This is a genomic window from Pseudomonas sp. R5(2019) (genome assembly GCF_009905435.1).
Lineage (GTDB): Bacteria > Pseudomonadota > Gammaproteobacteria > Pseudomonadales > Pseudomonadaceae > Aquipseudomonas.
In genome coordinates this window covers 43,921-64,678 of record NZ_JAAAMT010000002.1, presented here as the reverse complement: position 1 = coordinate 64,678, position 20,758 = coordinate 43,921, and the positions used below count along the sequence as shown (strand labels likewise).

The following is a 20,758-nucleotide window of genomic DNA, read 5'->3' as shown; positions in this document are numbered from 1 at the left end:
CTGTGTCCGTTCTCTGGAGAGTGACATGCAAAATAACAATAACAGTGGGCTTGCGCCCAAACGCTTCGCCCTCGCCAGCCTCGCTACGGCGGTGGCGTTGACCTTGCAGTCGGGGGTGTCGCAGGCCGGTGAAACGATCTACTTCGACAATGGCGCGACGGTGGACTGGAGCCTGACCACCAACTACGGCATCGGCATGCGCATGGAAGAGCAGGCGGACGAACTCACCGCGCCGCGTAACGCCGACGACGGCGATCGCAACTTCAATCGCCACAGCCTGGTCACCAACCAGGTCAGTGCGCTGGGCGAGCTGATCGTGCGCAAGGACAGCTACGGCGCGGTGCTGCGCGGCAGTACCTTCTATGATGCGGTGTACCACCGCCACAACGACAATGACTCGCCGGCCACCGTCAACAAGGCCGGCGACTTCGATGAGTTCACCAGCCGCACGCGTTATTACAGCGGTGGGCGCAGCCGCTTCCTGGATGCCTATGCGTTCAATGGCTGGAGCTTCGACAACGGCCAGCGCCTGGACGTCAAGGCCGGCCGCCATGTCGAGTCCTGGGGCGAGAGCCTGTTCTACCCGGGCGTGTCCGGGGCGCAGTCGCCTTCCGATGCGGTGAAGGCCTCGTTGCCGGGGGTCGAGGTGAAGGAAATCTTCCTGCCGGTCGGCCAGGTCTCGGGCTTGTGGAATATCAACTCCAAGTTCAGCCTCGGTGCCTACTACCAGTACGAGTGGCTGGGTACCGAACTGCCGCCGGTGGGCAGCTACCTGTCGACCACCGACGTGGTCGGCCCGGGCCGCGAGTTTATCGCTCAGCAAGTGGCGCCGGGCGTTGTGATCCCGATCCGCTATGCCGGCACCAATGAGCCGCGCGACAGCGGCCAGTACGGGGTGCAAGTGCGTTACCGGCCGAACTCCGACTGGGAACTGTCGGCCTTTCACATCAACTACCACGACAAGAACCCGGCCGGCGTGACGGTGGGGGGAACCTTCCCGGCACTGCGTTACACCATCGAGTACTTCGAAGACATCAAGCTCAGCGGCCTCAGTGCCTCGACCCGCATTGGCGATGTGCAGGTCAGCGGTGAATGGAGCTACCGCGACGGCGCGCCGACCAGCGTGCGGACCGCAACCGGCGCCACCGCCTTGACCAAGGCCAAGGGGCAGCAGGCGCAATTGTCGATGGTGTACCTGATAGGCGACCGCTTCTGGGCCCCACAGACCACCCTCACCGGCGAAGTGGTGCGGGTCTGGGTAACCAGCGTCGAGGACGTGCGTGGCGCCCACGATTTCACCTTCAACACCGGCGCGGCACGCCAGAGCGCCTCGGCGACGGCTTACACCCTGGGCGTGACCCTGGGCTATCCCGGGCTGTTCCCGGGCTGGGACATGAACGTACCGGTCAGCTTCAGCCACGTGGTCGACGGCTTCACGCCGATGGCCGGGGCCATTGCCGGCGGTGCGGGTGACCGTCGACTGTCGGTCGGTGCGACCTTCAAGCGCCTGGGCAACCTGGAACTGTCGACCAAGTACAACGCCTTCCTGGGCGAGGCCGACCCGCTGCGCCGCAAGCTGGCAGACCGGGATTACCTGACCTTTTCGGCCAAATACACCTTCTGAGTGTTGGGGCCGCTCCACGATTCCTGTAGGAGCGGACCTGGCCGCGATGGGCTGCAAAGCAGCCCCAATTGCACAGATATTTCAAATAAGGAGTTACCCCGTCATGGGACTAAAAGGCCACGCAGCCATTGTTGGCGCTGCACAGTACAAGCCTGAACGCTACGCCACTGCCCCGCGCATGTTTCACCTGGAGCAGGTGGCCGACCTTGCCGCCCGCGCGTTGGCCGATGCCGGCCTTCAGGCCAGCGATCTGGACGGGCTGGTGATCAACGGCCCGCACTTTCATGAAGCCTCGGTATTCGTGCCGGCCATGGCCGCTGAATACCTGGGCATTGCCGTCAACTTCGCCGAGGTGGTCGACCTCGGTGGCACCACGGCGGTCGGGATGATCTGGCGCGCGGCGGCCGCCATCGAGCTGGGCCTGTGCCAGGCGGTGCTCTGTGTGCTGCCGGCGCGGCTGGCGCCGATGGGGCCTGATGAAGACCCGAGCGCCATGGCTCGCTCCATGCGCTTTGGTGGCCACAGCACGAACTTCGGCGCGCCCGAGGCCGAGTTCGACTTGCCGTACGGGCATATGGGCCAGAACACCGGCTACGCGATGATCGCCCAGCGTTATGCTGCCCAGTATGGCTACGACCCGCTGGCCCTGGCCAAGATCGCCGTCGACCAGCGCACCAATGCCCAGGCCAACCCCGATGCGATCTTTCTCGGCCAGTCTCTGACGGCCGAAGACGTGCTCAACAGCAAACTGGTCGCCGACCCGCTGCACATCCTTGAAATCGTCATGCCGGTGGCCGGCGGCGCGGCAGTGATCGTCGCCTCTAAAGAGGTGGCCGCACGCTCGCGCAACCGCCCGGCAATGATCACAGGCTTTGGCGAACACCTGGGCTACAAGTCGCCCAGCTACGCCGTCGACATGACCCGCACGCCGGTCGGCCCAGCCGCCCAGCGCGCCTTCCAGATGGCCGGCCTGAAGCCGTCGGACATTCATGCGGCGCAGATTTACGACTGCTACACCATCACCGTCCTGCTGACCCTGGAAGACGCCGGATTCTGCCCCAAGGGCGAGGGCATGCGCTTTATCCGCGAGCATGACCTGACCTGGCGCGGCAACTTTCCGATGAACACCCACGGCGGCCAGCTCAGCTTTGGCCAGGCCGGCGCCGCCGGCGGTTTTTCGCAGGTGATCGAAGGTTTTGCCCAGGTGGCCGGCAAGGCCGGTGACCGTCAACTCAAACGCTGCGACCAGGTCTTCGTCTCCGGCACCGGTGGGGTGATGAGTGAGCAGGGCGCATTGATTCTTCAGGGAGCTTGAGCATGTCAAACAAACCCATGCCGCTGCACACCAGCCTGTCGGCGCCTTTCTGGGACGGCCTGAAAGCCGGCGAGATCCGCCTGCAGCAGTGCAACGTCTGCCAGCGCTTCACCTTTTACCCGCGCCGCCACTGCAGCCACTGCCTGGCCCATGACCTGAGCTGGAAGGCCGTCAGCGGCCACGGCACGCTGTACACCTTTACCGTGGCGCGGGTGCCGACCTTGCCAGAGTTCGGCGGCCCCGAGCCGCAGATTCTGGCGGTGGTCGAGCTGCCTGAAGGCGTGCGCATCAACACCAACCTGATTGGTCTGGACCCGGAAGCGATCCGTATCGGCATGCCGGTCAAGCCGGTGTTCGCGCGAGTGAAAGAGGATGGCACCACCTTGCTGCGCTACACCGGTGCCGAGGTGGCGCTGGATCACCGTGATGAGGTCGTACGCCAGCCCGACGCCGTGCAGACTGAAGCGCCTGCGCGCACGCCTGTCGACGTCAATGACGACGCCGCGCTCAAGGCGCTGGTCAGCGACCAGTACAGCGACTGGAGCAACCAGGTACTGATCGACCAGCCGCTGATCGACGCCTTCGCCGAGCTTTCCGGCGACGATTACTGGCTGCACACCGACCCCGAGCGGGCCCGCAAGCAAGGGCCGTTCGGCGGCACCATTGCCCATGGCGCACTGGTGCAGGTGTTGGCGTCGAGGATGAACGTGCCGTTGACCTTCGAAGTCACAGGCTTCACCAATATGGTCAACTACGGCTCCGACCGCTTGCGCTTCCCCTCGCCGGTGCCGGCTGGCTCGCTGGTGCATTCCCGGGCACGGGTCAAATCGGTTGAGCGCGGCAAGCGCGGTGTGCAGATGACCCTGGAAGTGAATGTGCACATCGTCGGGCAGGAGCGGCCTTCGGTGATCAATGATCTGGTGATTTTGTATATGTGAGTGGGGGTTGTGGGAGCGGATTTATCCGCGAATTGCTTCACCACGGTGTGTCAGGCGAAGCGCGGTGAGGCTATTCGCGGATAAATCCGCTCCCACATTAGAGGGTGTGCCGGTGGAGGTGTCAGTTTCGGGTCCCGGGATCACCCCGCTTCATGCCACCCAGAACCGACTCCACCACACCTTTGGCCATCTCGATGGAATGCAGGCTCGTCAACGCCAGGCCTTTGCAGGGGGCGGGGGCTTGGTCGATGAGTCTGTTGAGGGTGTCGATGCTGTTTTGCAAGAACAGGGTGGTGTGGATCAGTGCGTCTTCAGCGTGGATGCCGGGCTGGACGGCAAGCAGAGGCATGTGGCCTGCGTTGCAGTTGTCGATGGGCATTTTGGCGGTTTTGGCGAGGACTTTCCTTGGCGGATCGGGCACTACTTTTTTCATGAGTTATTCCTTGGGCTAAGCCGCAATCCACTCGTTACCACACGGTGGGTGGCAGCTGTACGCGGGGTGGTAAACCGGAGGAATAAGGCCGGCAGAGCCGAAGCTCTCCCGCGTACAGCCGCCATTGAGACAGCTAATTCCCCCCGGGTTACCACACCCGATCGCTGAACCATTCAGCGACCGCAAAAGCCTAGGGGCATGGCTTCCCATGGACAAGTTCATGGCAGACGACGCGGTGCGTAGGGTATTTCCCAAGCCCTGAGCCCTGCTACAGAACATTGCTCCAAAACGCGTAAGACATTTCATCAGTGCGCACGGTCCATGTAGGAGCGGACCTGGCCGCGATGGGCCGCGAAGCGGCCCCTGAGGCGATCGGCATCTGCGATTCAGCCAGCGAGTGCAGGTGATTTCAGAATCGCCGGGGCCGCTTCGCAGCCCATCGCGGCCAGGTCCGCTCCTACAAGTGTTGAGGTTATCCCGTACCACCCCGTTAGTCTCAACGGACGATTCGCCCCCACCCCCCACCCGCGACAATCCCCTCAAGCCACCCCTTCAGTGCTTGAGGTTCTGCAGCATGACCGACATCCGCGCATTGAGTTACTGCGTCGCCCAAATCGATAACCTGGACCGCTGGCAGCGCTACGCCGAAGACGTGCTGGGCATGATGACCCAACCTGCACCCGGCGGCGGTCTGTACGTGAAAATGGACGATCGCCCCTTTCGCTTTCTAATTGTTGAGGGCCCGACCTCCTGCTACCTGGCCTCGGGCTGGGACACCGGCAGCAAGCCCGCCTTCGAGCGCCTGCTGGCTCGTCTGGAGGCCGCCGGCGTCGAATACCAGCGCGGTGATGCCGCCTTGCGTGAGCAGCGCAAGGTGCAGGACATTGCCGTGGTCCGCGACCCGGTCGGTAACTGCCACGAACTGAGCTGGGGCTACCTGTCCGACTGCCAGCCTTTCATCTCGCCGCAGGGCGTACCGCGCTTTCTCACCGGTGACATGGGCCTGGGCCACACGGTCTTGCCAGCACCGCAATTCGATGACTGCGCCGCGTTCTACCAGGACGTGCTGGGCTTCGAAATTTCCGACATGTTCAATTTCCGACCCGCCCCGGATGCGGACCCCGTCCGCATCCACTTCATGCACTGCGGCAACCCGCGTCACCACAGCCTGGCGATTGCCGAATACCCGGTGCCGTCCAACTGCGTGCACGTGATGGTCGAGGTCGATTCGATGACCGAAGTCGGCCGCGCCCATGACCGTCTCCAGGCCCATGGCGTACCGCTGTCGGCGACCCTGGGGCAGCACCTGAATGACCGCATGACCTCCTTCTACATGCAGACCCCGTCCGGCTTCGACCTGGAATACGGCTACGGCGGGCTGCTGGTCGACTGGCAACAGCACTCGGCCTTCGAATTCACCCGCGTGAGCGTCTGGGGCCATGACTTCAGTGTTGGCCAGGCGCAAGGAGAATAACCATGAACAAACTGATGACAGCGGCCGATGCCGTCGGCCAATTGCGCGACGGCATGACCGTCGGCTTTGGTGGCTGGGGGCCGCGGCGCAAGCCCATGGCGATCGTGCGCGAGATCCTGCGCTCGCCGGTGAAAGACCTGCGCGTAGTGGCCTACGGTGGCCCGGAAGTCGGCATGCTCTGCGCTGCCGGCAAGGTCCGCGAACTGGTGTTCGGCTTTGCCACCCTCGATGCCATCCCGCTGGAGCCGTATTTCCGCAAGGCCCGCGAGGCGGGCAGCTTGCCGGTGATGGAGCTGGATGAAGGCCTGTTCCAGTGGGGCCTGAAAGCCGCCGGCATGCGCGTGCCATTCCTGCCGGCCCGCGCCGGCCTTGCCACCGACGTGCTGACTCACAACCCGCAGCTGCGCACCGTCACCTCGCCCTATGCCGACGGCGAAGTGCTGCTGGCCATGCCGGCGCTGAACCTGGACGTGGCCTTTGTCCACGTCAACCACGCCGATTACCTGGGCAACACCCTGGTGACCGGCGCCGACAGCTACTTCGACCACCTGTTCGCCCGCGCCGCCGAGCGCTGCTTCGTTTCGGCCGAGCAAGTCAGCCCACAACTGCAGCTGGACGCCAACAGTGCGCGCTTCAACACCTTCGAGCGCAGCCTGGTCAGCGGTGTGATCGAAGCACCGCTGGGCGCCCACCCGACCGCTTGCGGCCCGGACTACGGCTGGGACATGACGCACCTCAAAGCCTACAGCGACAGCGCGAACGAGGAGGCTGGCTGGCAGCAGTACCTGCACACCTATGTGGCGTGCAGCGACATCGAATACCGCGAGCGTAACGGCGGCAGCGAACGCATGGCGAACCTGCCCCTGCCGATTTTTTGAGGAGCTGCAGCATGTCCAACCAATCCTTCAGCCTGGCTGAACTGATGATCGTCGCCGCCAGTGAAGCCTGGCGCGGCAACGGCGAGTTGCTGGCCTCCGGCCTTGGCATTATTCCGCGCCTGGGCGCGGGCCTGGCCAAACTCAGCCACAGCCCCGAGCTGTTGATGACCGACAGCGAAGCCTTCCTGGTCGAGGAGCCGATCCCGGTCGGCCCGCGCGGCGACTACGTGCCCAAATACGCCGGTTACATGCCCTTCGAGCGGATCTTCGAGTGCGTCTGGCACGGCCGTCGGCACGCCATGATCGGCCCGACCCAGATTGATCGCTGGGCCCAGACCAACCTCTCGGTGGTCGGTGACTACCACAAGCCCAAGGTCGCCATGCTCGGTGTGCGTGGCTTGCCGGGCAACAGCATCAACCACCTCAATTCGTTTTTCGTGCCGAGCCACAATAAGCGCGTGTTTGTCGACGGCGAAGTCGACATGGTCAGCGGCGTCGGCTTCAACCCCGAGCGCTGGCAGCCGGGCATGCGCCGCGATTTCATGGGCGTCGGCCGCGTGGTCAGCGACCTCTGCGTGATGGACTTCAATGGCCCGGACCACGCGCCCCAGGTGCTGTCGCTGCACCCCGGCGTGGACTTTGCCACCGTGCAGGAACGTACCGGTTTCGAGCTGCTCAAGGCCCCCGGCCTGGCTGAAACCGCGCACCCCACCGACGCGCAACTGGCGCTGATTCGCCGCCTCGACCCGCATGACCTGCGCAGCAAACAGCTCAAGGGCAACCCGGCGGGTATCCGCACACTCGAGCAGGTGCGCGCATGAGCCATGACGCCGAATTTGTCAGCCGGCAGGATGCATCGGTCTACGAGACCGAGGAGCCGGTGCTGTACCGGGTCGAAGACGGCGTTGCGATCCTGACCCTCAGCCGCCCGCAGTTCAATAACGTCCAGAACTCGCAGATGACCTACGCTCTGGACGCCTGCTTTCGCCGCGCCATCGACGATGACGCGGTCAAGGTGATCGTACTCGGCGCGGTCGGCAAGCACTTCAGCGCCGGCCACGACATTGGCACTCCCGGTCGCGATGTGAACAAGCCGTTCGAGCGCGTGCAACTGTGGTGGGACCACAGCAACAAGCCCGGCGGCGAGTTCCTTTATGCCCGCGAGCAAGAGGTGTACTTGAACATGTGCCGGCGCTGGCGCGAGATGCCCAAGCCGACCATCGCCATGGTCCAGGGTGCCTGCGTTGCCGGCGGGCTGATGCTGGCCTGGGTCTGCGACCTGATCGTCGCCAGTGACGACGCGTTCTTTCAGGACCCGGTGGTGCGCATGGGTATTCCCGGCGTCGAGTACTTCGCCCACGCCTTCGAAATGCACCCGCGCATCGCCAAGGAATTTCTCATGCTCGGCGAGCGCATGCCCGCATCGCGTGCTTATGAGCTGGGCATGGTCAACCGCGTGGTGCCGCGTGAGCAGCTTGAAAGCGCCACGCTCGACATCGCCCGACGCATTGGCGCCCAGCCGCGCATGGGCCTGGCGCTGACCAAGCAGGCGGTCAATCACATCGAAGATTTGCAGGGCAAGCGCACCGGCATGGACGCGGCGTTCGCCTGGCACCACTTCGCCCATGTCCACAACGAACAGATCAGCGGCGACAAGCTCGGCGGCTTCGACGGCAAGGCCATGGCCGCCGCCAACAAGGCCCAGGCCGAAGGCGGGCAGTCATGAGCAGCCTGTTGCAGACTCCGCTGACACAAGCCCTCGGCTGCCGTTACCCGGTGGTGCAGACCGCCATGGGCTGGGTCGCCGATGCCCACCTGGTGGCGGCCACCACCCGCGCCGGCGGCTTTGGCTTTCTGGCCGGCGCCACCATTGCCGCCGAGCAGTTGGAAGGGCAGATCCAGAAAGTGATCGAAGCCACCGGCGGCAGCCAGTTCGGCCTGAACTTTCATATGTTCCAGGAGAACGCCGCCCAGTGCGTTGACCTGGCGATCCGCTACCGCTTGCGCGCGGTCAGCTACGGCCGTGGCCCGGACAAGGCCACCATCGCCCGCTTCAAGAAGGCCGACGTGCTGTGCATCCCCACCGTCGGTGCGCTCAAGCATGCGCTCAAGGCCGTGGAACTGGGTGCCGACATGATCACCCTGCAGGGCGGCGAGGGCGGCGGCCACACCGGCGGCGTGCCGACCACCATCCTGCTGCCGCAAGTGCTCAACGCCGTGAAGGTGCCGGTGATCGCCGCTGGCGGTTATGCCTGCGGTCGTGGCCTGGCCTCGGCACTGGCCGCCGGTGCCGACGGCATCGCCATGGGCACGCGCTTCATGATGACCAGCGATTCGCCAACCCCGCGTGCCACGTTGGCTCGCTACCTGGCGGTCGATGACCCGCAGAAGATTCGCGTCACCACCGCCGTCGACGGCATGCGCCACCGCATGATCGATAACCCTTTTATCCAGCGCCTGGAAAGCGCCAGCCCCCTGGGCCGCTTGTGGCTGGCCCTGCGCAGCGCCCGGCGCTGGCAGGCGCAGACCGGCATGAGCAGCGCGCACATGCTCAAGACCTTGCTCAAAGCGATCAAGGAAGACCCGGCCAGCCTTTCGCAGGTGGTCATGGCCGCCAACCAGCCGGTGCTGCTGCAGCACTCGATGGTCGAAGGCCGGCCCGACGAAGGCATTCTGCCCAGCGGCCAGGTGGCCGCCGCCATCGACTCATTGCCCAGTTGCCAGGCCCTGCTCGAACAGATCGCAGCCGAGGCCGAGGCCTGTCTGCAACAGCTTTTTGCGCGTGCTCACGCGTCCACCATCAGCCCAGCGGGGAGAGCCCAGGCATGAACAGCGCATTCAACGTGAAATGTGACGGCGGGATCGCCGAACTGATCCTCGACAAACCCCCGGTCAATGCCCTGGACAGCAGCGAATGGCTGGCCCTGGCGGGTGCCATCGATGCACTCGGCGCTGACCCGCAGGTGCGGGTGCTGATCATCCGCGCCGAAGGCCGGGGCTTCTGCGCCGGGGTCGATATCAAGGAGCTGGACGCTCACCCCGAGCGGATCGTCAAGGTCAACGCCGGCAACTACGCCACCTTCAAGGCCATCCACCGTTGCCCGGTGCCGGTGATCGTCGCGGTGCACGGCTTTGTGCTCGGCGGCGGCATCGGCATGACCGGCGCGGCCGACATCGTCGTGGCCTCCACCTGCGCGCGCTTTGCGCTGCCGGAAGTCGACCGCGGTGCCATGGGTGGCGGCGCGCACTTGCAGCGCCTGTTCCCGGTGCAAAAGGTTCGCTACCTGTTCTTCACCGGCGCCGCCATCAGTGCGCCGGACGCCATGCAGTACGGCTTTATCGAGCGCTTGGTGGACAAGACCGAACTGGCCGCTACCGCGCGTGAAATCGCCGCATCGATCGCGGCCAAGAGCCCGGCCATGATCCGCATCGCCAAAGAGGCCTTGAACGGTATCGAGGACGGCAACCTGGAAGACAAATACCGCTGGGAGCAGGGCTTCACCCTCGAAGCCTACAACCAGTCGGACTCGGCCGAGACCCGCCGGGCATTTGTTGAAAAGCGCGAAGCGACTTTTTGAGACCCACGCCATGCAATTGACCTACACCGACAAACAGAAGGCCTTCCGCGCCCACGTGCGCGACTGGCTCAAGGCCAATGCGCCGACCCGGCCGCTGGCCAGCTATGACACCCGCGAAGGCTTCGAGCAGCACCGCGCCTGGGAAGGCAAGCTGTATGACAGCCGCCTGTCCATGGTCATGTGGCCTGATCACTTGGGCGGTCGCGGCTGCGACCTGATCGAGTGGCTGATCTTCGAAGAGGAGTACTACGCCGCCGGTGCGCCGATGCGGGTCAATCAGAACGGCCAATTGCTGCTCGGCTCGACCCTGATGGAGTTCGGCACCGAGGAGCAGAAGCGCCACTTCCTGCCGCGCATCGCTTCCAGTGAAGACATGTGGGCCCAGGGCTGGTCGGAGCCGGGCGCCGGTTCCGACATGGCGGCGATCCGCAGCAAGGCGGTTCGCGAGGGTGACGAGTACGTCATCAATGGCCAGAAAACCTGGTCGACCCGCGCCAGCTTCGCCGACTGGGTATTCGGCCTGTTTCGCAGCGACCCCGAGAGCAGTCGTCACCACGGCTTGAGCTACCTGATGGTGCCGCTGGACACCCCCGGCGTGACGGTGCGGCCGATCAAGGCGCTGAACGGCAAGGATGCGTTTGCCGAAGTGTTTTTCGACGATGTGCGCGTGCCGGTCAGCAACCGTATTGGCGACGAAGGCCAGGGCTGGCATGTGGCGATGGCCACCGCCGGCTTTGAGCGCGGCCTGCTGCTGCGCTCGCCGGCCCGCTTCCAACAGACCGCCCGCCGCCTGGTGGCGCTGTACAAGGCCAACCCCGACGTGGCCCGTCAGGACCCGGGCCTGCGTGATGCCGTGATCGAAAGCTGGATGGGCGCCCAGGCGTATGCCTGCTCGGCGTACCACACGGTCGGACTGATCAACAAAGGCAACAAGATCGGTGCCGAGGCCAGCATCAACAAGGTGGTCTGGTCGGAGCTGGATCTGAAGATGCACGAGACCGCCATGCGCATTCTCGGTGCCCGTGGCGAGCTGCGCGGCAACGCCCCCGAGGCGGTCGAGCACGGCCAGTGGCTGGAGGGTTTCCTGTTTGCCCAGGCCGGGCCCATCTACGCCGGCACCAACGAAATCCAGCGCAACATCATTGCCGAGCGGATGCTCGGCCTGCCCAGAGATTGAGGGGGCGATCATGGACTTTACCTTTACCGACGATCAACTCGCCTTTCGCGAGGCCATCAGCCGTTTTCTGATGACCGAAGCGCCGCCGGAACTGCTCCGCGACCTCTGGGAAACCGAACAGGGCCGCTCCCCCGAACTGCGGCGCAAGATCGCCGAGCAAGGGCTGACGGCGCTCTCGGTCCCCGAACAACAGGGCGGGCTGGGCATGGACGACATTGCCTGGTCGCAACTGACCCAGGAGCTGGGTTACTACGCGATTCCCGACTCCATGGCCGACACCGCCTATGTCGCCACCGGTCTGCTGAGCAGCCTGCCGGAAGGCACGCCACAACGCGAAGTGCTGCTGGCGCGCATCGCCGAGGGTGATGTGCGGATTGCGGTGGGGCATCCGGTCAACCCGATGGTCGCCGATGTGCACCTGGCCGACCTGGTGCTGCTTGAACACGAGGGCGCGGTACACGCCGTGCCGGGCCATGCGCTGGGCACCGAACGCAACGCCAGCATCGACAGCTCGCGGCGCTTGAGCCGGGTGCACTGGCACCCGGACGCCAGCACCTTGCTGGTCGACGGCAAGGTCGGCCAGGCGTTGTGGGCCGATACCTTGAACCGTGGCGCCCTGGCCGTGGCCGGGCAATGCCTGGGCCTGGCCCAGCGCATGCTGGACCTGTCGATTGACTACGCCGTGCAGCGCAAGCAGTTCGGCAAGGCCATCGGCAGCTTCCAGGCCATCAAGCACCAACTGGCCGACGTCGCCAGCCGCATCGAATTCGCCAAGCCGGTGCTGTACCGCGCCGCCCATGCCCTGGCCAAAGGCGAAGCCAGCCGGGACCTGCACGTCTCCCACGCCAAGCTCGCGTGTTGCGAAGCGGCCTGGCTGGCGGCGCGTCATGGCATCCAGGTGCACGGCGCCATGGGGTACACCTGGGAAGTCGACTTGCAGATGTTCATGAAGCGCGCCTGGGCGCTGGATTCGTCCTGGGGCGACCGCGCGTTGCACAAATCGAGGGTGGCCAGCGCCATCCTTGCAGACGACGCGGCCATCGGTCCGTCTTACACCTTCGAGGACTGAACGATGCCACAAGCCTATATCGTCGATGCCCTGCGCAGCCCGACCGGCAAGCGCAAGGGCGCCTTGGCCGATGTCCACGCCATTGACCTGGGCGCCCACGTGCTCAAGGCGCTGGTGGAGCGCAACGGCATCCCGTCCGAAGACTATGACGATGTGATTTTCGGTTGCGTCGACACCATTGGCGCCCAGGCCGGTGACATTGCCCGGAGCAGCTGGCTGGCGGCCGGGCTGGCGCTGAATGTGCCCGGCACCACCGTCGATCGCCAGTGCGGATCGTCCCAGCAGGCCCTGCACTTCGCCGCCCAGGCGGTGATGAGCGGGACCCAGGATGTGATCGCCGTCGGCGGCGTCCAGACCATGACCCGGATCCCGATTGCCTCAGCCATGCTGGCGGGCCAGCCACTGGGCTTTCCCGACCCGTTCAGCGGCAGCCGCGGCTGGCAGGCGCGTTTTGGCAACCAGCCGGTCAACCAGTTCTATGCCGCCCAGCGCATTGCCGAGCACTGGAACATCAGCCGCGAGGCCATGGAAGCTTATGCGCTGCAAAGCCATGAGCGGGCACTGCGGGCCATGGCAGCAGGGCGTTTCGAGCGCGAGATTGTGCCTTTGGCAGGTTTGTCGTTCGATGAAACGCCGCGCCAGAGCAGCCTGGAAAAAATGGCCAGCCTGGAGCCGGTCGACCCAGCGTATCCATCGATCACGGCCGCTGTTTCCAGCTCTACCTGTGACGCTTCGGCGGCCATGCTGGTGGTCTCGGAAGCGGCGTTAAAGCGTTACGGCCTGACGCCACGGGCGCGCATTCACCACTTGAGCGTGCTGGCCGACGACCCGATCTGGCACCTCACCGCACCGATACCGGCCACCCGCGCCGCCTTGAAAAAAGCCGGCATGCGCCTGGCCGATATCGACCGGGTGGAAATAAACGAAGCCTTCGCTTCGGTGGTCATGGCCTGGCAGCAGGAGCTCGATTACGACCCGGCGCGCACCAACGTCAACGGCGGCGCCATTGCCCTTGGCCACCCGCTGGGGGCGACCGGCGTGCGGTTGATGACCACCTTGCTGCACGAGCTGGAGCACAGCGGTGGCCGCTATGGCTTGCAAACCATGTGCGAAGGCGGCGGGCAGGCCAACGTCACGATCATCGAACGGCTCTGACGCCGTTAAGGAATGGACCGCCGTAATCCATGTGGGAAATTCATGTGGGAGCGGATTTATCCGCGAATAGATACACCGCGGTTTTTCAGGCGTTGCGCGTTGTCCGCATTCGCGGATAAATCCGCTCCCACAGGGTGGTGGGGCACCAATTATTTATCAGGAGCAATCATGGGCATTCTCGATAAACGGGTATTCATCATCACCGGCGCCGGTGGCGGGCTGGGCGCGGCCCACGCGCGGGTGTTCGCCGCTGAAGGCGCCTGCGTGCTGGTCAATGACATCAACCGTGAGGCCGCCGAAACGGTGGTCGATCAGATCATTTCAGCCGGCGGGCAGGCGGCGGTGAACACCAGCAACATCACCGATTACGCCGACAGCGGCCTGGCCGTGCGCCAGGCCCTCGACACCTGGGGTGCGCTGCACGGGGTGCTCAACAACGCCGGGATCAACCGCGACCGCATGTTCGCCTCGATGACCGAGGCCGACTGGGACGCGATCATGGCGGTGCACCTGAAGGGGCACTTCTGCATCAGCTCCCACGCTGTGCATTACTGGCGCGATCAGGCCAAGGCCGGGCAAGCGGTGGATGCGCGGATTCTCAACACCACCTCCGGCGCCGGGCTGCAAGGCTCTATCGGCCAGTCCAACTATGCCGCCGCCAAGGCCGGCATCGCCGCCCTGACCCTGAACCAGGCCGCCGAACTGCAACGCTACGGCATCACCGCCAACGCGGTGGCACCCGCGGCGCGCACCGGCATGACGACAGCGGTCGAATCGATGGCCACGCGCATGGCCAAGCCTGAGGGTGACCGGTTCGATTACTGGGCACCGGAGAACGTCTCGTCGTTGCTGGCCTGGCTGGCCTCCAGCGCCGCGTCCGGCATTACGGGCCGGGTGTTCGAGGCCGAAGGCGGGCGCATCTCGATTGCCGATGGCTGGCGCAGCACGGCGGGTGTCGACAAGGGCGCGCGCTGGGCACCGGCCGAAGTCGGCGAAGCGATCCAGTCACTGCTGGCCACTGAAGTGGCGGCGCAGAAGGTTTACGGCACCTGAGTCGGGGAACTGAGCATGGAATTTCGCTTCAGTGATGAGCAGCACCTTATCCGTGACAGCGCGGCGGCCTTCTTCAGTGAAGTGTCGTCGTCGACAGCGGTACGCGAGGCCATGGCCAGCGAGTTGGGGTATGACCGCACGGTATGGCAGCGCTTGTGCCAGGAACTGGGCTGTCAGGCCATCAGCATTCCAGAAGCCTATGGAGGCCTGGGGCTGGGCTATGTGGAGCTGGCGATTGTGCTGGAGCAGATGGGCCGCACGCTGGCGTGCTCGCCGTTTTTCGCCACCGTCTGCCTGGCGGTGCCGACCCTGTTGCTGGCAGCGGATGAACCGCAAAAGCAGCGTTATCTGCCAGCGATTGCCGCCGGCGAACTGACCGCGACCCTGGCTTACACCGGGCCGCAGGCCGCGCGCAATGGCGGGCAGTGGGGCATCGAATCCATCGGTGCCACCTGCCGGCCCGTGGCCGAGGGTTACCAACTCGAGGGTTGCCTGCGCTATGTGATCGACGGCCATAACGCTGACCTGCTGCTGATCGCGGCCCGTGGCGAACTGGGCGTCTCGTTGTTTGCCCTCGACGCTGACCATCCGGGTATCGAGCGTCGCTGGCTGCCTGGCATGGACCAGACTCGCCGCCAGGGTGAAATCCATCTTCATCAGGTGATCGTTCCGGCCAGCCAGCGTCTTGGCAGCGAAGGCGACGCCTGGCCGCAGTTGCAACAGGTAATCGCCCTGGCCAAGGTGGCGCTGGCCGCCGAGCAGTTGGGTGTGGCCCGCCGCACATTGGACATGAGCGTTGACTACCTGCAACAGCGCGAACAGTTCGCGCGTCCGCTGGCCGGTTTTCAAGCCCTCAAGCACAAGGCCGCCGACATGCTACTCAAGTGCGAGCTGACCCACGCAGCGGTGTATTACGCCGCCTGTGTCGCCGAGCAAGCCACGCCCGAGCTGGAAGAGGCCGCCGCCATGGCCAAGGCCACCGCCAGCGATGCGGCGTTCTTCAACGCCGGCAGCGCCATCCAGTTGCACGGCGGCGTCGGCTTTACCTGGGAATACGACGTGCACCTGTACTTCAAGCGCGCCAAGGCCAGTGAACTCTATCTGGGCAACGGTGCACAGCAACGTGAACTGATTGCTCGACTTCTGTTGGATTGAACGGCCATGAAACTGACTTTCAGCACTGAAGATGAAGCCTTTCGCAAGGAAGTCGCCGATTGGCTGCAGGCCAACCTCAGCGGTGAATTCGCCGCCCTGCGGTTTCGCGGCGGGCCGGGCGATGAACACAGTTTTGCCGCCGAACGCCGCCAGTGGGAACACAAGCTCGCCGAGGGCGGCTGGACCTGCGTCGGCTGGCCGCGCGAGCACGGCGGGCGCGGGGCGAGCATCGCCCAGCAAGTGATTTTCTTTGAAGAATATGCCCGCGCCGGTGCGCCGGGCCGTGTCGGTCATATTGGCGAAGGCCTGGCGGGCCCGACCATCGCCGCCTTCGGCACCGAGCAACAGCGCCAGCGTTATTTGCCGGGGATCATCAATGGCACCGAACTCTGGTGCCAGGGCTACTCGGAACCGGGGGCAGGTTCGGACCTGGCGAACGTCAAGACCCGCGCCCACCTTGACCCGGCCACTGGTCAGTGGACGATCAAGGGCCAGAAGGTCTGGACCTCCCTGGCCCATGAAGCGCATTGGTGCTTTGTGCTGGCGCGCTGCGAAGCCGGTTCCGTGGCGCACAAAGGCCTGGGGTTTTTCCTGGTGCCGATGCAGCAGCCCGGCGTGACGGTGCAGCCCATCGAACAAATGACCGGCACTTCGGAGTTCAACGAGGTGTTTTTCGACGATGCCAAGGCCACGGACCTGATTGGCCTGTCCGGCGATGGCTGGAAAATCGCCATGGCCTTGCTGGGGTTTGAGCGCGGTGTCTCGACCCTCGGTCAGCAGATGGCGTTCCAGAACGAGCTGGACGAGATCGTGCGCATCGCCAGGGCCAACGGCGCGGCGCAGGACCCAGCCTTGCGCCAGCGCCTGGCCGAGGCCCATACCGGCTTGCGGCTGATGCGCTACAACGCCCTGCGCATGCTCTCGGCCAAGGCCGGCGATGACCCGGCGGCACTGGTCTACAAGCTGCACTGGGCCAGCTGGCACCGCCATTTGGGCGCATTGGCCATGGACGTGCTCGGCCCCGAAGCCGAACTGCTGGAAGCCGCGCCGTATCAACTCACGCGCCTGCAGTCGCTGTTCCTCTTCACGCGCGCCGACACCCTGTACGGCGGCAGCAACCAGATCCAACGCAACCTCATTGCCGAGCGCGGGCTCGGCATGCCCAAGCAATCCAAAGGCCGCTAATCATGAGTATTGATCTGAAACGCCCCGAATACGTTCCTGGCCATGGCCTGCTGGTTGGCAAGTCGGTGTTGATCACCGCTGCCGCCGGTGCCGGCATTGGTGTTGCCGCTGCAAAAAAGGCCATTGAAGAAGGCTGTCGCGCCATTGTCATCAGCGACATTCATGAAGGCCGGCTGCAAGCCTCGGTCGAAGCGCTCAAGGCCGAAACCGGGCTCGCCGCGGTGTGGGGGCAGGTCTGCAACGTTGCCGAAGAAGAGCAGGTGCAAGCGCTGATCGACTTTGCCGAAGACCGCCTGCAAGGCGTCGATGTGCTGATCAACAACGCAGGCCTGGGCACCAGCTGTGCGCTGATCGACATGCAGGATGCCGAATGGCACAAGGTCATCGACGTGACCCTGACCGGCACCATGCGCATGACCCGGCACATGCTGCGGGTGATGAAGGCGCGCGGCAAGGGCGGGGCCATTGTCAACAACGCCTCGGTGCTGGGCTGGCGGGCGCAGAAGGAGCAGGCCCATTACGCCGCCGCCAAGGCCGGGGTCATGGCGCTGACCCGTTGCAGTGCGCTGGAAGCGGCCGAAATCAATGTGCGCATCAATGCCGTGGCACCGTCGCTGGTGCTGCACCCGATGCTGCGCAAGTCGGCGCCGGAGGCGTTGCTCGAACAACTGGAGGCCAAGGAAGCGTTTGGCCGCGCCGCCGAAGCCTGGGAAGTCGCCAACGTGATGATCTTCCTGGCCAGTGACTACGCCTCCTATATGACCGGCGAAATTCTGCCGGTCAGTTCTCAACAGGCATGAGGGCAGTGCCATGACCAAGATTTTTTCCCGCCCCGCACAGCTGCTTGGCGCGTGTGGCCTGAGCCTCGGCGCCACCGACTGGCTGCCGATCGAGCAGGCCCGCGTCGATCTGTTTGCCGAGGCCACCGGCGATCACCAGTGGATTCACGTCGACCCGGCTCGCGCCGCCGAAGGGCCGTTCGGCGGCTGCATCGCCCACGGTTACCTGACCCTGGCGCTGGTCAACTACTTCCTGCCGCAACTGATGCGCGTCGACAACCTGCTGATGGGCGTCAATTACGGCTGCGACCGGGTTCGTTTCCCGGCGCCGGTGCCGGTCGGCGCGCGGGTGCGCGGGGTCGGTGAAATCACCGCGGTCGAACCTCAGGCCAATGGCGCCCTGCAAGTCGTCGTGCGGGTCAGCATCGAGATCGAAGGCGCCCAGCGCCCGGGCTGTGTGGTCGACACCATCAGCCGTTACACCTTCAACCCCGAGACTTGAGGATATTCCCATGCAAGAAGCTGTCATTGTCTCCACTGCGCGCACTGCGCTGACCAAATCCTTCCGGGGCTCGTTCAACGATACCGAAGCGCCGGTGCTGGGCGGCCATGTGGTGCGCAGCGTGGTCGAACGCGCCGGCATAGACCCCAGCGAGGTGGGTGATGTGATCATGGGCGCGTCCGTGCAGCAGGGCACCCAGGGCTACAACATCGGCCGCCTCAGCGCCTACACCGCAGGTTTACCCACCAGCGTGCCGGGCATGGCCGTGGACCGCATGTGCGCCTCTGGCCTGATCGCCATCGGCCACGCCGCCAAGGGCATCATCACCGGCGACCTGGAGATTGCCGTGGCCGGCGGTGTCGAGTCGCTGTCGCTGACCCAGAACAAATACAAGAACGCCTACCGTGCGCGGTCGCAGGCGGTGCTGGAGCGGATGCCGAGCGCTTATATCCCGATGCTGGAAACCGCCGAAATCGTCTCGCGTCGCTATGGCATCAGCCGTCTGGCCCAGGACGAATATGCCCTGCAAAGCCAGCGGCGTACCGCCGCCGCCCAGCAGGCCGGGCTTTTTGCCGAAGAGATCGTGCCGCTGGCCGTGCAGCAGTTGCTGTTTGACACCGAGGGCAACCCGGCCGGGCACAAGCAGGTGACTGCCGACCGTGACGAGTGCAACCGCGCCAGCACCACGCTGGGAGGGCTGCAAAGCCTCAAGCCGGCCTGGAAGGATGGCCAATGGGTGGAGCAGGGCGAGTTCATCACGGCGGGTAACGCCTCGCAGTTTTCCGACGGCGCGGCAGCCTGCCTGCTGATGAGCGCCGCCGAGGCCCGCCGCCGTGGGCTGACGCCGCTGGGCACCTACCGCGGCATCGCCGTGGCCGGCTGTGGTCCGGAAGAAATGGGCATCGGCCCGGTGCTGGCGGTGCCCAAGCTGCTGGAGCGCTTCAAGCTGCGGGTGTCGGACATTGATCTGTGGGAAATCAACGAAGCCTTCGCCTGCCAGGTCCTGCATTGCCGCGACACCTTGGGCATCGACAATGAGCGCCTGAACGTCAACGGCGGCGCCATCGCCATCGGCCACCCGTTCGGCATGAGCGGTGCGCGGATGGTGGGGCATGCGTTGCTGGAAGGGCGTCGGCGTGGGGCGCGGTATGTGGTGATTTCCATGTGCATCGGCGGCGGGATGGGGGCGGCGGGGTTGTTTGAGTTGTGATTGGCCGTTAGATCCTGCGCCTGCTTCGCAGGCGATCGCGGCCGGGTCCGCTCCTACATTGATCACGCGGTGTATGTAGGAGCGGACCCGGCCGCGATGGGCCGCGCAGCGGCCCCCAGCGATCTCAGACATTCCCCCTCCAAGTAAGCCATTCGGACGATGCTCTCCCCCCCATTCAAGCCGAGTATCGGCTCAAGGCAGCGGCCCGACGGCCTGGCTGCCCACTCATAACAACAATCATTAGAGGACGGGTTGCCCATGAGCAAGCTGATCAGCTATGCCTTTTGTCTTGTCGTGGCCGCACTGGTGCTCTTCGCCTTTTCTCCCCGTGATTCACGTGACCAGCAGGGCCTGGCCCTGGACCTCGGGCGGGTGCAGATCAACAAATTGATTCGGGTTGGTTCGCAACTGGTCGCAGTGGGCGAGCGCGGGCTGATCGTCAAAAGTGCGGATGAGGGCAAGACCTGGCAGCTGCAAAACAGCGACAGCCGGGTAACACTCACTGACGTCGCCGCCCTGGATGCCAGCACGCTTCTGGCCGTCGGCCATGACAGCCTGATCCTGCGCAGCCACGATGGCGGCGCTCACTGGCAGCAGGTCATGCTCGACACCGCCCAGGGCGAGCCACTGCTGGGTGTCTGGAGCGATGGCAAACATGCCTACGCCTTCGGCAGCTTCGGCAAATTCTTCCTCTCCAGCGATGCCGGCCAGACCTGGACTGCCCAGGCGCTGCCCATCTCCGGCCAGCACCTGAACAGCCTGGATGGCAGCGCCGATGGCCGTCAGGTGCTGGTCGGCGAGGCCGGGCTGGTGCTGCGCAGCGACGACCATGGCCAGCACTGGAGCGCGGTCGAGCCGTTCTACAACGGTTCGCTGTTCGGCGTCGCCCTGCTCAGCGAGCACAACTGGGTCGCCTATGGTATGCGCGGGCATGTGTTCGTCAGCCACGACGACGGTCGCAACTGGGTGCAGGTCGAGTTGAAACACGAATTTCCGCTGTATGGCCATGCCAAGGCTGCCCAGGGCGCCGGGGTGGTGATTGTCGGCACCGGCGGCGCCTTCGTGCGCCTGGACGGCCAGGGAAGCCTGGGCCAGAGCGGTTTCATCAAGGGCCTGGGTACGCTGACATCGGCGGTCACATTGGCGGACGGCACATTGATCGTGGCGGGCCAGCGTGGCCTGTTGCAGCAGCGCAGTGGCCTTCTCACGGCGGCGAGCAAGTAAGAGGTGAAC

The 20,758-nt window shown here is 64.9% G+C and carries 20 protein-coding genes; 19 read left to right on the top strand and 1 reads right to left on the bottom strand.

Annotated elements, in window-relative coordinates:
* The first annotated feature begins 25 nt into the window (after positions 1 to 25).
* The 3 genes from GUY40_RS01920 to GUY40_RS01910 all read left to right on the top strand — a co-directional run bounded on the left by GUY40_RS01920 (position 26) and on the right by GUY40_RS01910 (position 3,877).
* Positions 26 to 1,624, top strand: a complete 1,599-nt coding sequence (locus GUY40_RS01920; protein ID WP_166567246.1) for a DUF1302 domain-containing protein — start codon at positions 26 to 28, stop codon at positions 1,622 to 1,624.
* A 103-nt stretch (positions 1,625 to 1,727) separates the two neighbouring features.
* Positions 1,728 to 2,939, top strand: coding sequence for a thiolase family protein (locus GUY40_RS01915; RefSeq protein ID WP_166567245.1), 1,212 nt, complete (start codon positions 1,728 to 1,730; stop codon positions 2,937 to 2,939).
* Positions 2,940 to 2,941: 2 nt separating this feature from the next.
* Positions 2,942 to 3,877 carry an OB-fold domain-containing protein gene (locus GUY40_RS01910; protein ID WP_166567244.1) on the top strand — a complete coding sequence of 312 codons (936 nt, stop codon included), beginning with the start codon at positions 2,942 to 2,944 and terminating at the stop codon, positions 3,875 to 3,877.
* 121 nt (positions 3,878 to 3,998) lie between these two features.
* On the opposite strand, the gene GUY40_RS01905 is transcribed toward GUY40_RS01910, so the two are convergent.
* Positions 3,999 to 4,310: a hypothetical protein gene (locus tag GUY40_RS01905; protein ID WP_166567243.1), complete on the bottom strand. Its 312-nt coding sequence runs from the start codon at positions 4,308 to 4,310 to the stop codon at positions 3,999 to 4,001.
* A gap of 574 nt (positions 4,311 to 4,884) precedes the next feature.
* Between GUY40_RS01905 and GUY40_RS01900 the strand changes: the two genes are divergently transcribed.
* The 16 genes from GUY40_RS01900 (at position 4,885) to GUY40_RS01825 (ending at position 20,749) form a co-directional block, all read left to right on the top strand.
* The gene (locus GUY40_RS01900) at positions 4,885 to 5,784 is read left to right on the top strand and encodes a VOC family protein (RefSeq protein ID WP_166567242.1); all 900 of its coding nucleotides are present in this window, start codon (positions 4,885 to 4,887) and stop codon (positions 5,782 to 5,784) included.
* 2 nt (positions 5,785 to 5,786) lie between these two features.
* A complete protein-coding gene (locus tag GUY40_RS01895; RefSeq protein ID WP_166567241.1) occupies positions 5,787 to 6,662 on the top strand; it encodes a CoA transferase subunit A in 876 nt (291 codons plus the stop codon).
* A gap of 11 nt (positions 6,663 to 6,673) precedes the next feature.
* Positions 6,674 to 7,483, top strand: a complete 810-nt coding sequence (locus tag GUY40_RS01890; protein WP_166567240.1) for a CoA-transferase subunit beta — start codon at positions 6,674 to 6,676, stop codon at positions 7,481 to 7,483.
* Positions 7,480 to 8,388: an enoyl-CoA hydratase gene (locus GUY40_RS01885; RefSeq protein ID WP_166567239.1), complete on the top strand. Its 909-nt coding sequence runs from the start codon at positions 7,480 to 7,482 to the stop codon at positions 8,386 to 8,388. Before GUY40_RS01890 ends, GUY40_RS01885 begins: the two co-directional genes overlap by 4 nt.
* Entirely contained in the window at positions 8,385 to 9,491 is a 1,107-nt protein-coding gene (locus GUY40_RS01880; RefSeq protein WP_166567238.1) for a nitronate monooxygenase family protein, read from the top strand. Before GUY40_RS01885 ends, GUY40_RS01880 begins: the two co-directional genes overlap by 4 nt.
* A complete protein-coding gene (locus GUY40_RS01875; protein ID WP_166567237.1) occupies positions 9,488 to 10,240 on the top strand; it encodes an enoyl-CoA hydratase family protein in 753 nt (250 codons plus the stop codon). Before GUY40_RS01880 ends, GUY40_RS01875 begins: the two co-directional genes overlap by 4 nt.
* A gap of 10 nt (positions 10,241 to 10,250) precedes the next feature.
* Complete coding sequence (locus tag GUY40_RS01870; RefSeq protein WP_166567236.1) at positions 10,251 to 11,417, top strand: acyl-CoA dehydrogenase family protein; 1,167 nt, start codon at positions 10,251 to 10,253, stop codon at positions 11,415 to 11,417.
* 10 nt (positions 11,418 to 11,427) lie between these two features.
* Positions 11,428 to 12,486 carry an acyl-CoA dehydrogenase family protein gene (locus GUY40_RS01865; RefSeq protein WP_166567235.1) on the top strand — a complete coding sequence of 353 codons (1,059 nt, stop codon included), beginning with the start codon at positions 11,428 to 11,430 and terminating at the stop codon, positions 12,484 to 12,486.
* Between the two features lie 3 nt (positions 12,487 to 12,489).
* Entirely contained in the window at positions 12,490 to 13,641 is a 1,152-nt protein-coding gene (locus GUY40_RS01860) for an acetyl-CoA C-acetyltransferase (RefSeq protein ID WP_166567234.1), read from the top strand.
* 168 nt (positions 13,642 to 13,809) lie between these two features.
* Positions 13,810 to 14,694 (top strand): SDR family oxidoreductase, encoded by an 885-nt coding sequence (locus GUY40_RS01855; protein WP_166567233.1) that lies wholly within the window; start codon positions 13,810 to 13,812, stop codon positions 14,692 to 14,694.
* Between the two features lie 15 nt (positions 14,695 to 14,709).
* On the top strand, positions 14,710 to 15,849 hold the full coding sequence (locus GUY40_RS01850) for an acyl-CoA dehydrogenase family protein (RefSeq protein ID WP_166567232.1): 1,140 nt from the start codon (positions 14,710 to 14,712) through the stop codon (positions 15,847 to 15,849).
* 6 nt (positions 15,850 to 15,855) lie between these two features.
* Complete coding sequence (locus GUY40_RS01845; RefSeq protein WP_166567231.1) at positions 15,856 to 17,034, top strand: acyl-CoA dehydrogenase family protein; 1,179 nt, start codon at positions 15,856 to 15,858, stop codon at positions 17,032 to 17,034.
* 2 nt (positions 17,035 to 17,036) lie between these two features.
* Positions 17,037 to 17,834, top strand: coding sequence for an SDR family oxidoreductase (locus GUY40_RS01840; protein ID WP_166567230.1), 798 nt, complete (start codon positions 17,037 to 17,039; stop codon positions 17,832 to 17,834).
* 10 nt (positions 17,835 to 17,844) lie between these two features.
* Positions 17,845 to 18,315 carry a MaoC family dehydratase gene (locus GUY40_RS01835; protein ID WP_166567229.1) on the top strand — a complete coding sequence of 157 codons (471 nt, stop codon included), beginning with the start codon at positions 17,845 to 17,847 and terminating at the stop codon, positions 18,313 to 18,315.
* Positions 18,316 to 18,325: 10 nt separating this feature from the next.
* Positions 18,326 to 19,525, top strand: a complete 1,200-nt coding sequence (locus GUY40_RS01830; protein ID WP_178117638.1) for an acetyl-CoA C-acyltransferase — start codon at positions 18,326 to 18,328, stop codon at positions 19,523 to 19,525.
* A gap of 258 nt (positions 19,526 to 19,783) precedes the next feature.
* The gene (locus GUY40_RS01825; RefSeq protein ID WP_166567228.1) at positions 19,784 to 20,749 is read left to right on the top strand and encodes a YCF48-related protein; all 966 of its coding nucleotides are present in this window, start codon (positions 19,784 to 19,786) and stop codon (positions 20,747 to 20,749) included.
* Positions 20,750 to 20,758 lie beyond the last annotated feature (9 nt).

Coding starts and splice junctions, on each gene's coding strand:
- GUY40_RS01895 (WP_166567241.1), top strand. CDS start 5,787: ATGAACAAACTGATGACAGCGGCCGATGCCGTCGGCCAATTGCGCGAC.
- GUY40_RS01825 (WP_166567228.1), top strand. CDS start 19,784: ATGAGCAAGCTGATCAGCTATGCCTTTTGTCTTGTCGTGGCCGCACTG.
- GUY40_RS01890 (WP_166567240.1), top strand. CDS start 6,674: ATGTCCAACCAATCCTTCAGCCTGGCTGAACTGATGATCGTCGCCGCC.
- GUY40_RS01875 (WP_166567237.1), top strand. CDS start 9,488: ATGAACAGCGCATTCAACGTGAAATGTGACGGCGGGATCGCCGAACTG.
- GUY40_RS01850 (WP_166567232.1), top strand. CDS start 14,710: ATGGAATTTCGCTTCAGTGATGAGCAGCACCTTATCCGTGACAGCGCG.
- GUY40_RS01910 (WP_166567244.1), top strand. CDS start 2,942: ATGTCAAACAAACCCATGCCGCTGCACACCAGCCTGTCGGCGCCTTTC.
- GUY40_RS01855 (WP_166567233.1), top strand. CDS start 13,810: ATGGGCATTCTCGATAAACGGGTATTCATCATCACCGGCGCCGGTGGC.
- GUY40_RS01835 (WP_166567229.1), top strand. CDS start 17,845: ATGACCAAGATTTTTTCCCGCCCCGCACAGCTGCTTGGCGCGTGTGGC.
- GUY40_RS01830 (WP_178117638.1), top strand. CDS start 18,326: ATGCAAGAAGCTGTCATTGTCTCCACTGCGCGCACTGCGCTGACCAAA.
- GUY40_RS01900 (WP_166567242.1), top strand. CDS start 4,885: ATGACCGACATCCGCGCATTGAGTTACTGCGTCGCCCAAATCGATAAC.
- GUY40_RS01840 (WP_166567230.1), top strand. CDS start 17,037: ATGAGTATTGATCTGAAACGCCCCGAATACGTTCCTGGCCATGGCCTG.
- GUY40_RS01870 (WP_166567236.1), top strand. CDS start 10,251: ATGCAATTGACCTACACCGACAAACAGAAGGCCTTCCGCGCCCACGTG.
- GUY40_RS01865 (WP_166567235.1), top strand. CDS start 11,428: ATGGACTTTACCTTTACCGACGATCAACTCGCCTTTCGCGAGGCCATC.
- GUY40_RS01915 (WP_166567245.1), top strand. CDS start 1,728: ATGGGACTAAAAGGCCACGCAGCCATTGTTGGCGCTGCACAGTACAAG.
- GUY40_RS01885 (WP_166567239.1), top strand. CDS start 7,480: ATGAGCCATGACGCCGAATTTGTCAGCCGGCAGGATGCATCGGTCTAC.
- GUY40_RS01860 (WP_166567234.1), top strand. CDS start 12,490: ATGCCACAAGCCTATATCGTCGATGCCCTGCGCAGCCCGACCGGCAAG.
- GUY40_RS01880 (WP_166567238.1), top strand. CDS start 8,385: ATGAGCAGCCTGTTGCAGACTCCGCTGACACAAGCCCTCGGCTGCCGT.
- GUY40_RS01845 (WP_166567231.1), top strand. CDS start 15,856: ATGAAACTGACTTTCAGCACTGAAGATGAAGCCTTTCGCAAGGAAGTC.
- GUY40_RS01905 (WP_166567243.1), bottom strand. CDS start 4,310: ATGAAAAAAGTAGTGCCCGATCCGCCAAGGAAAGTCCTCGCCAAAACC.
- GUY40_RS01920 (WP_166567246.1), top strand. CDS start 26: ATGCAAAATAACAATAACAGTGGGCTTGCGCCCAAACGCTTCGCCCTC.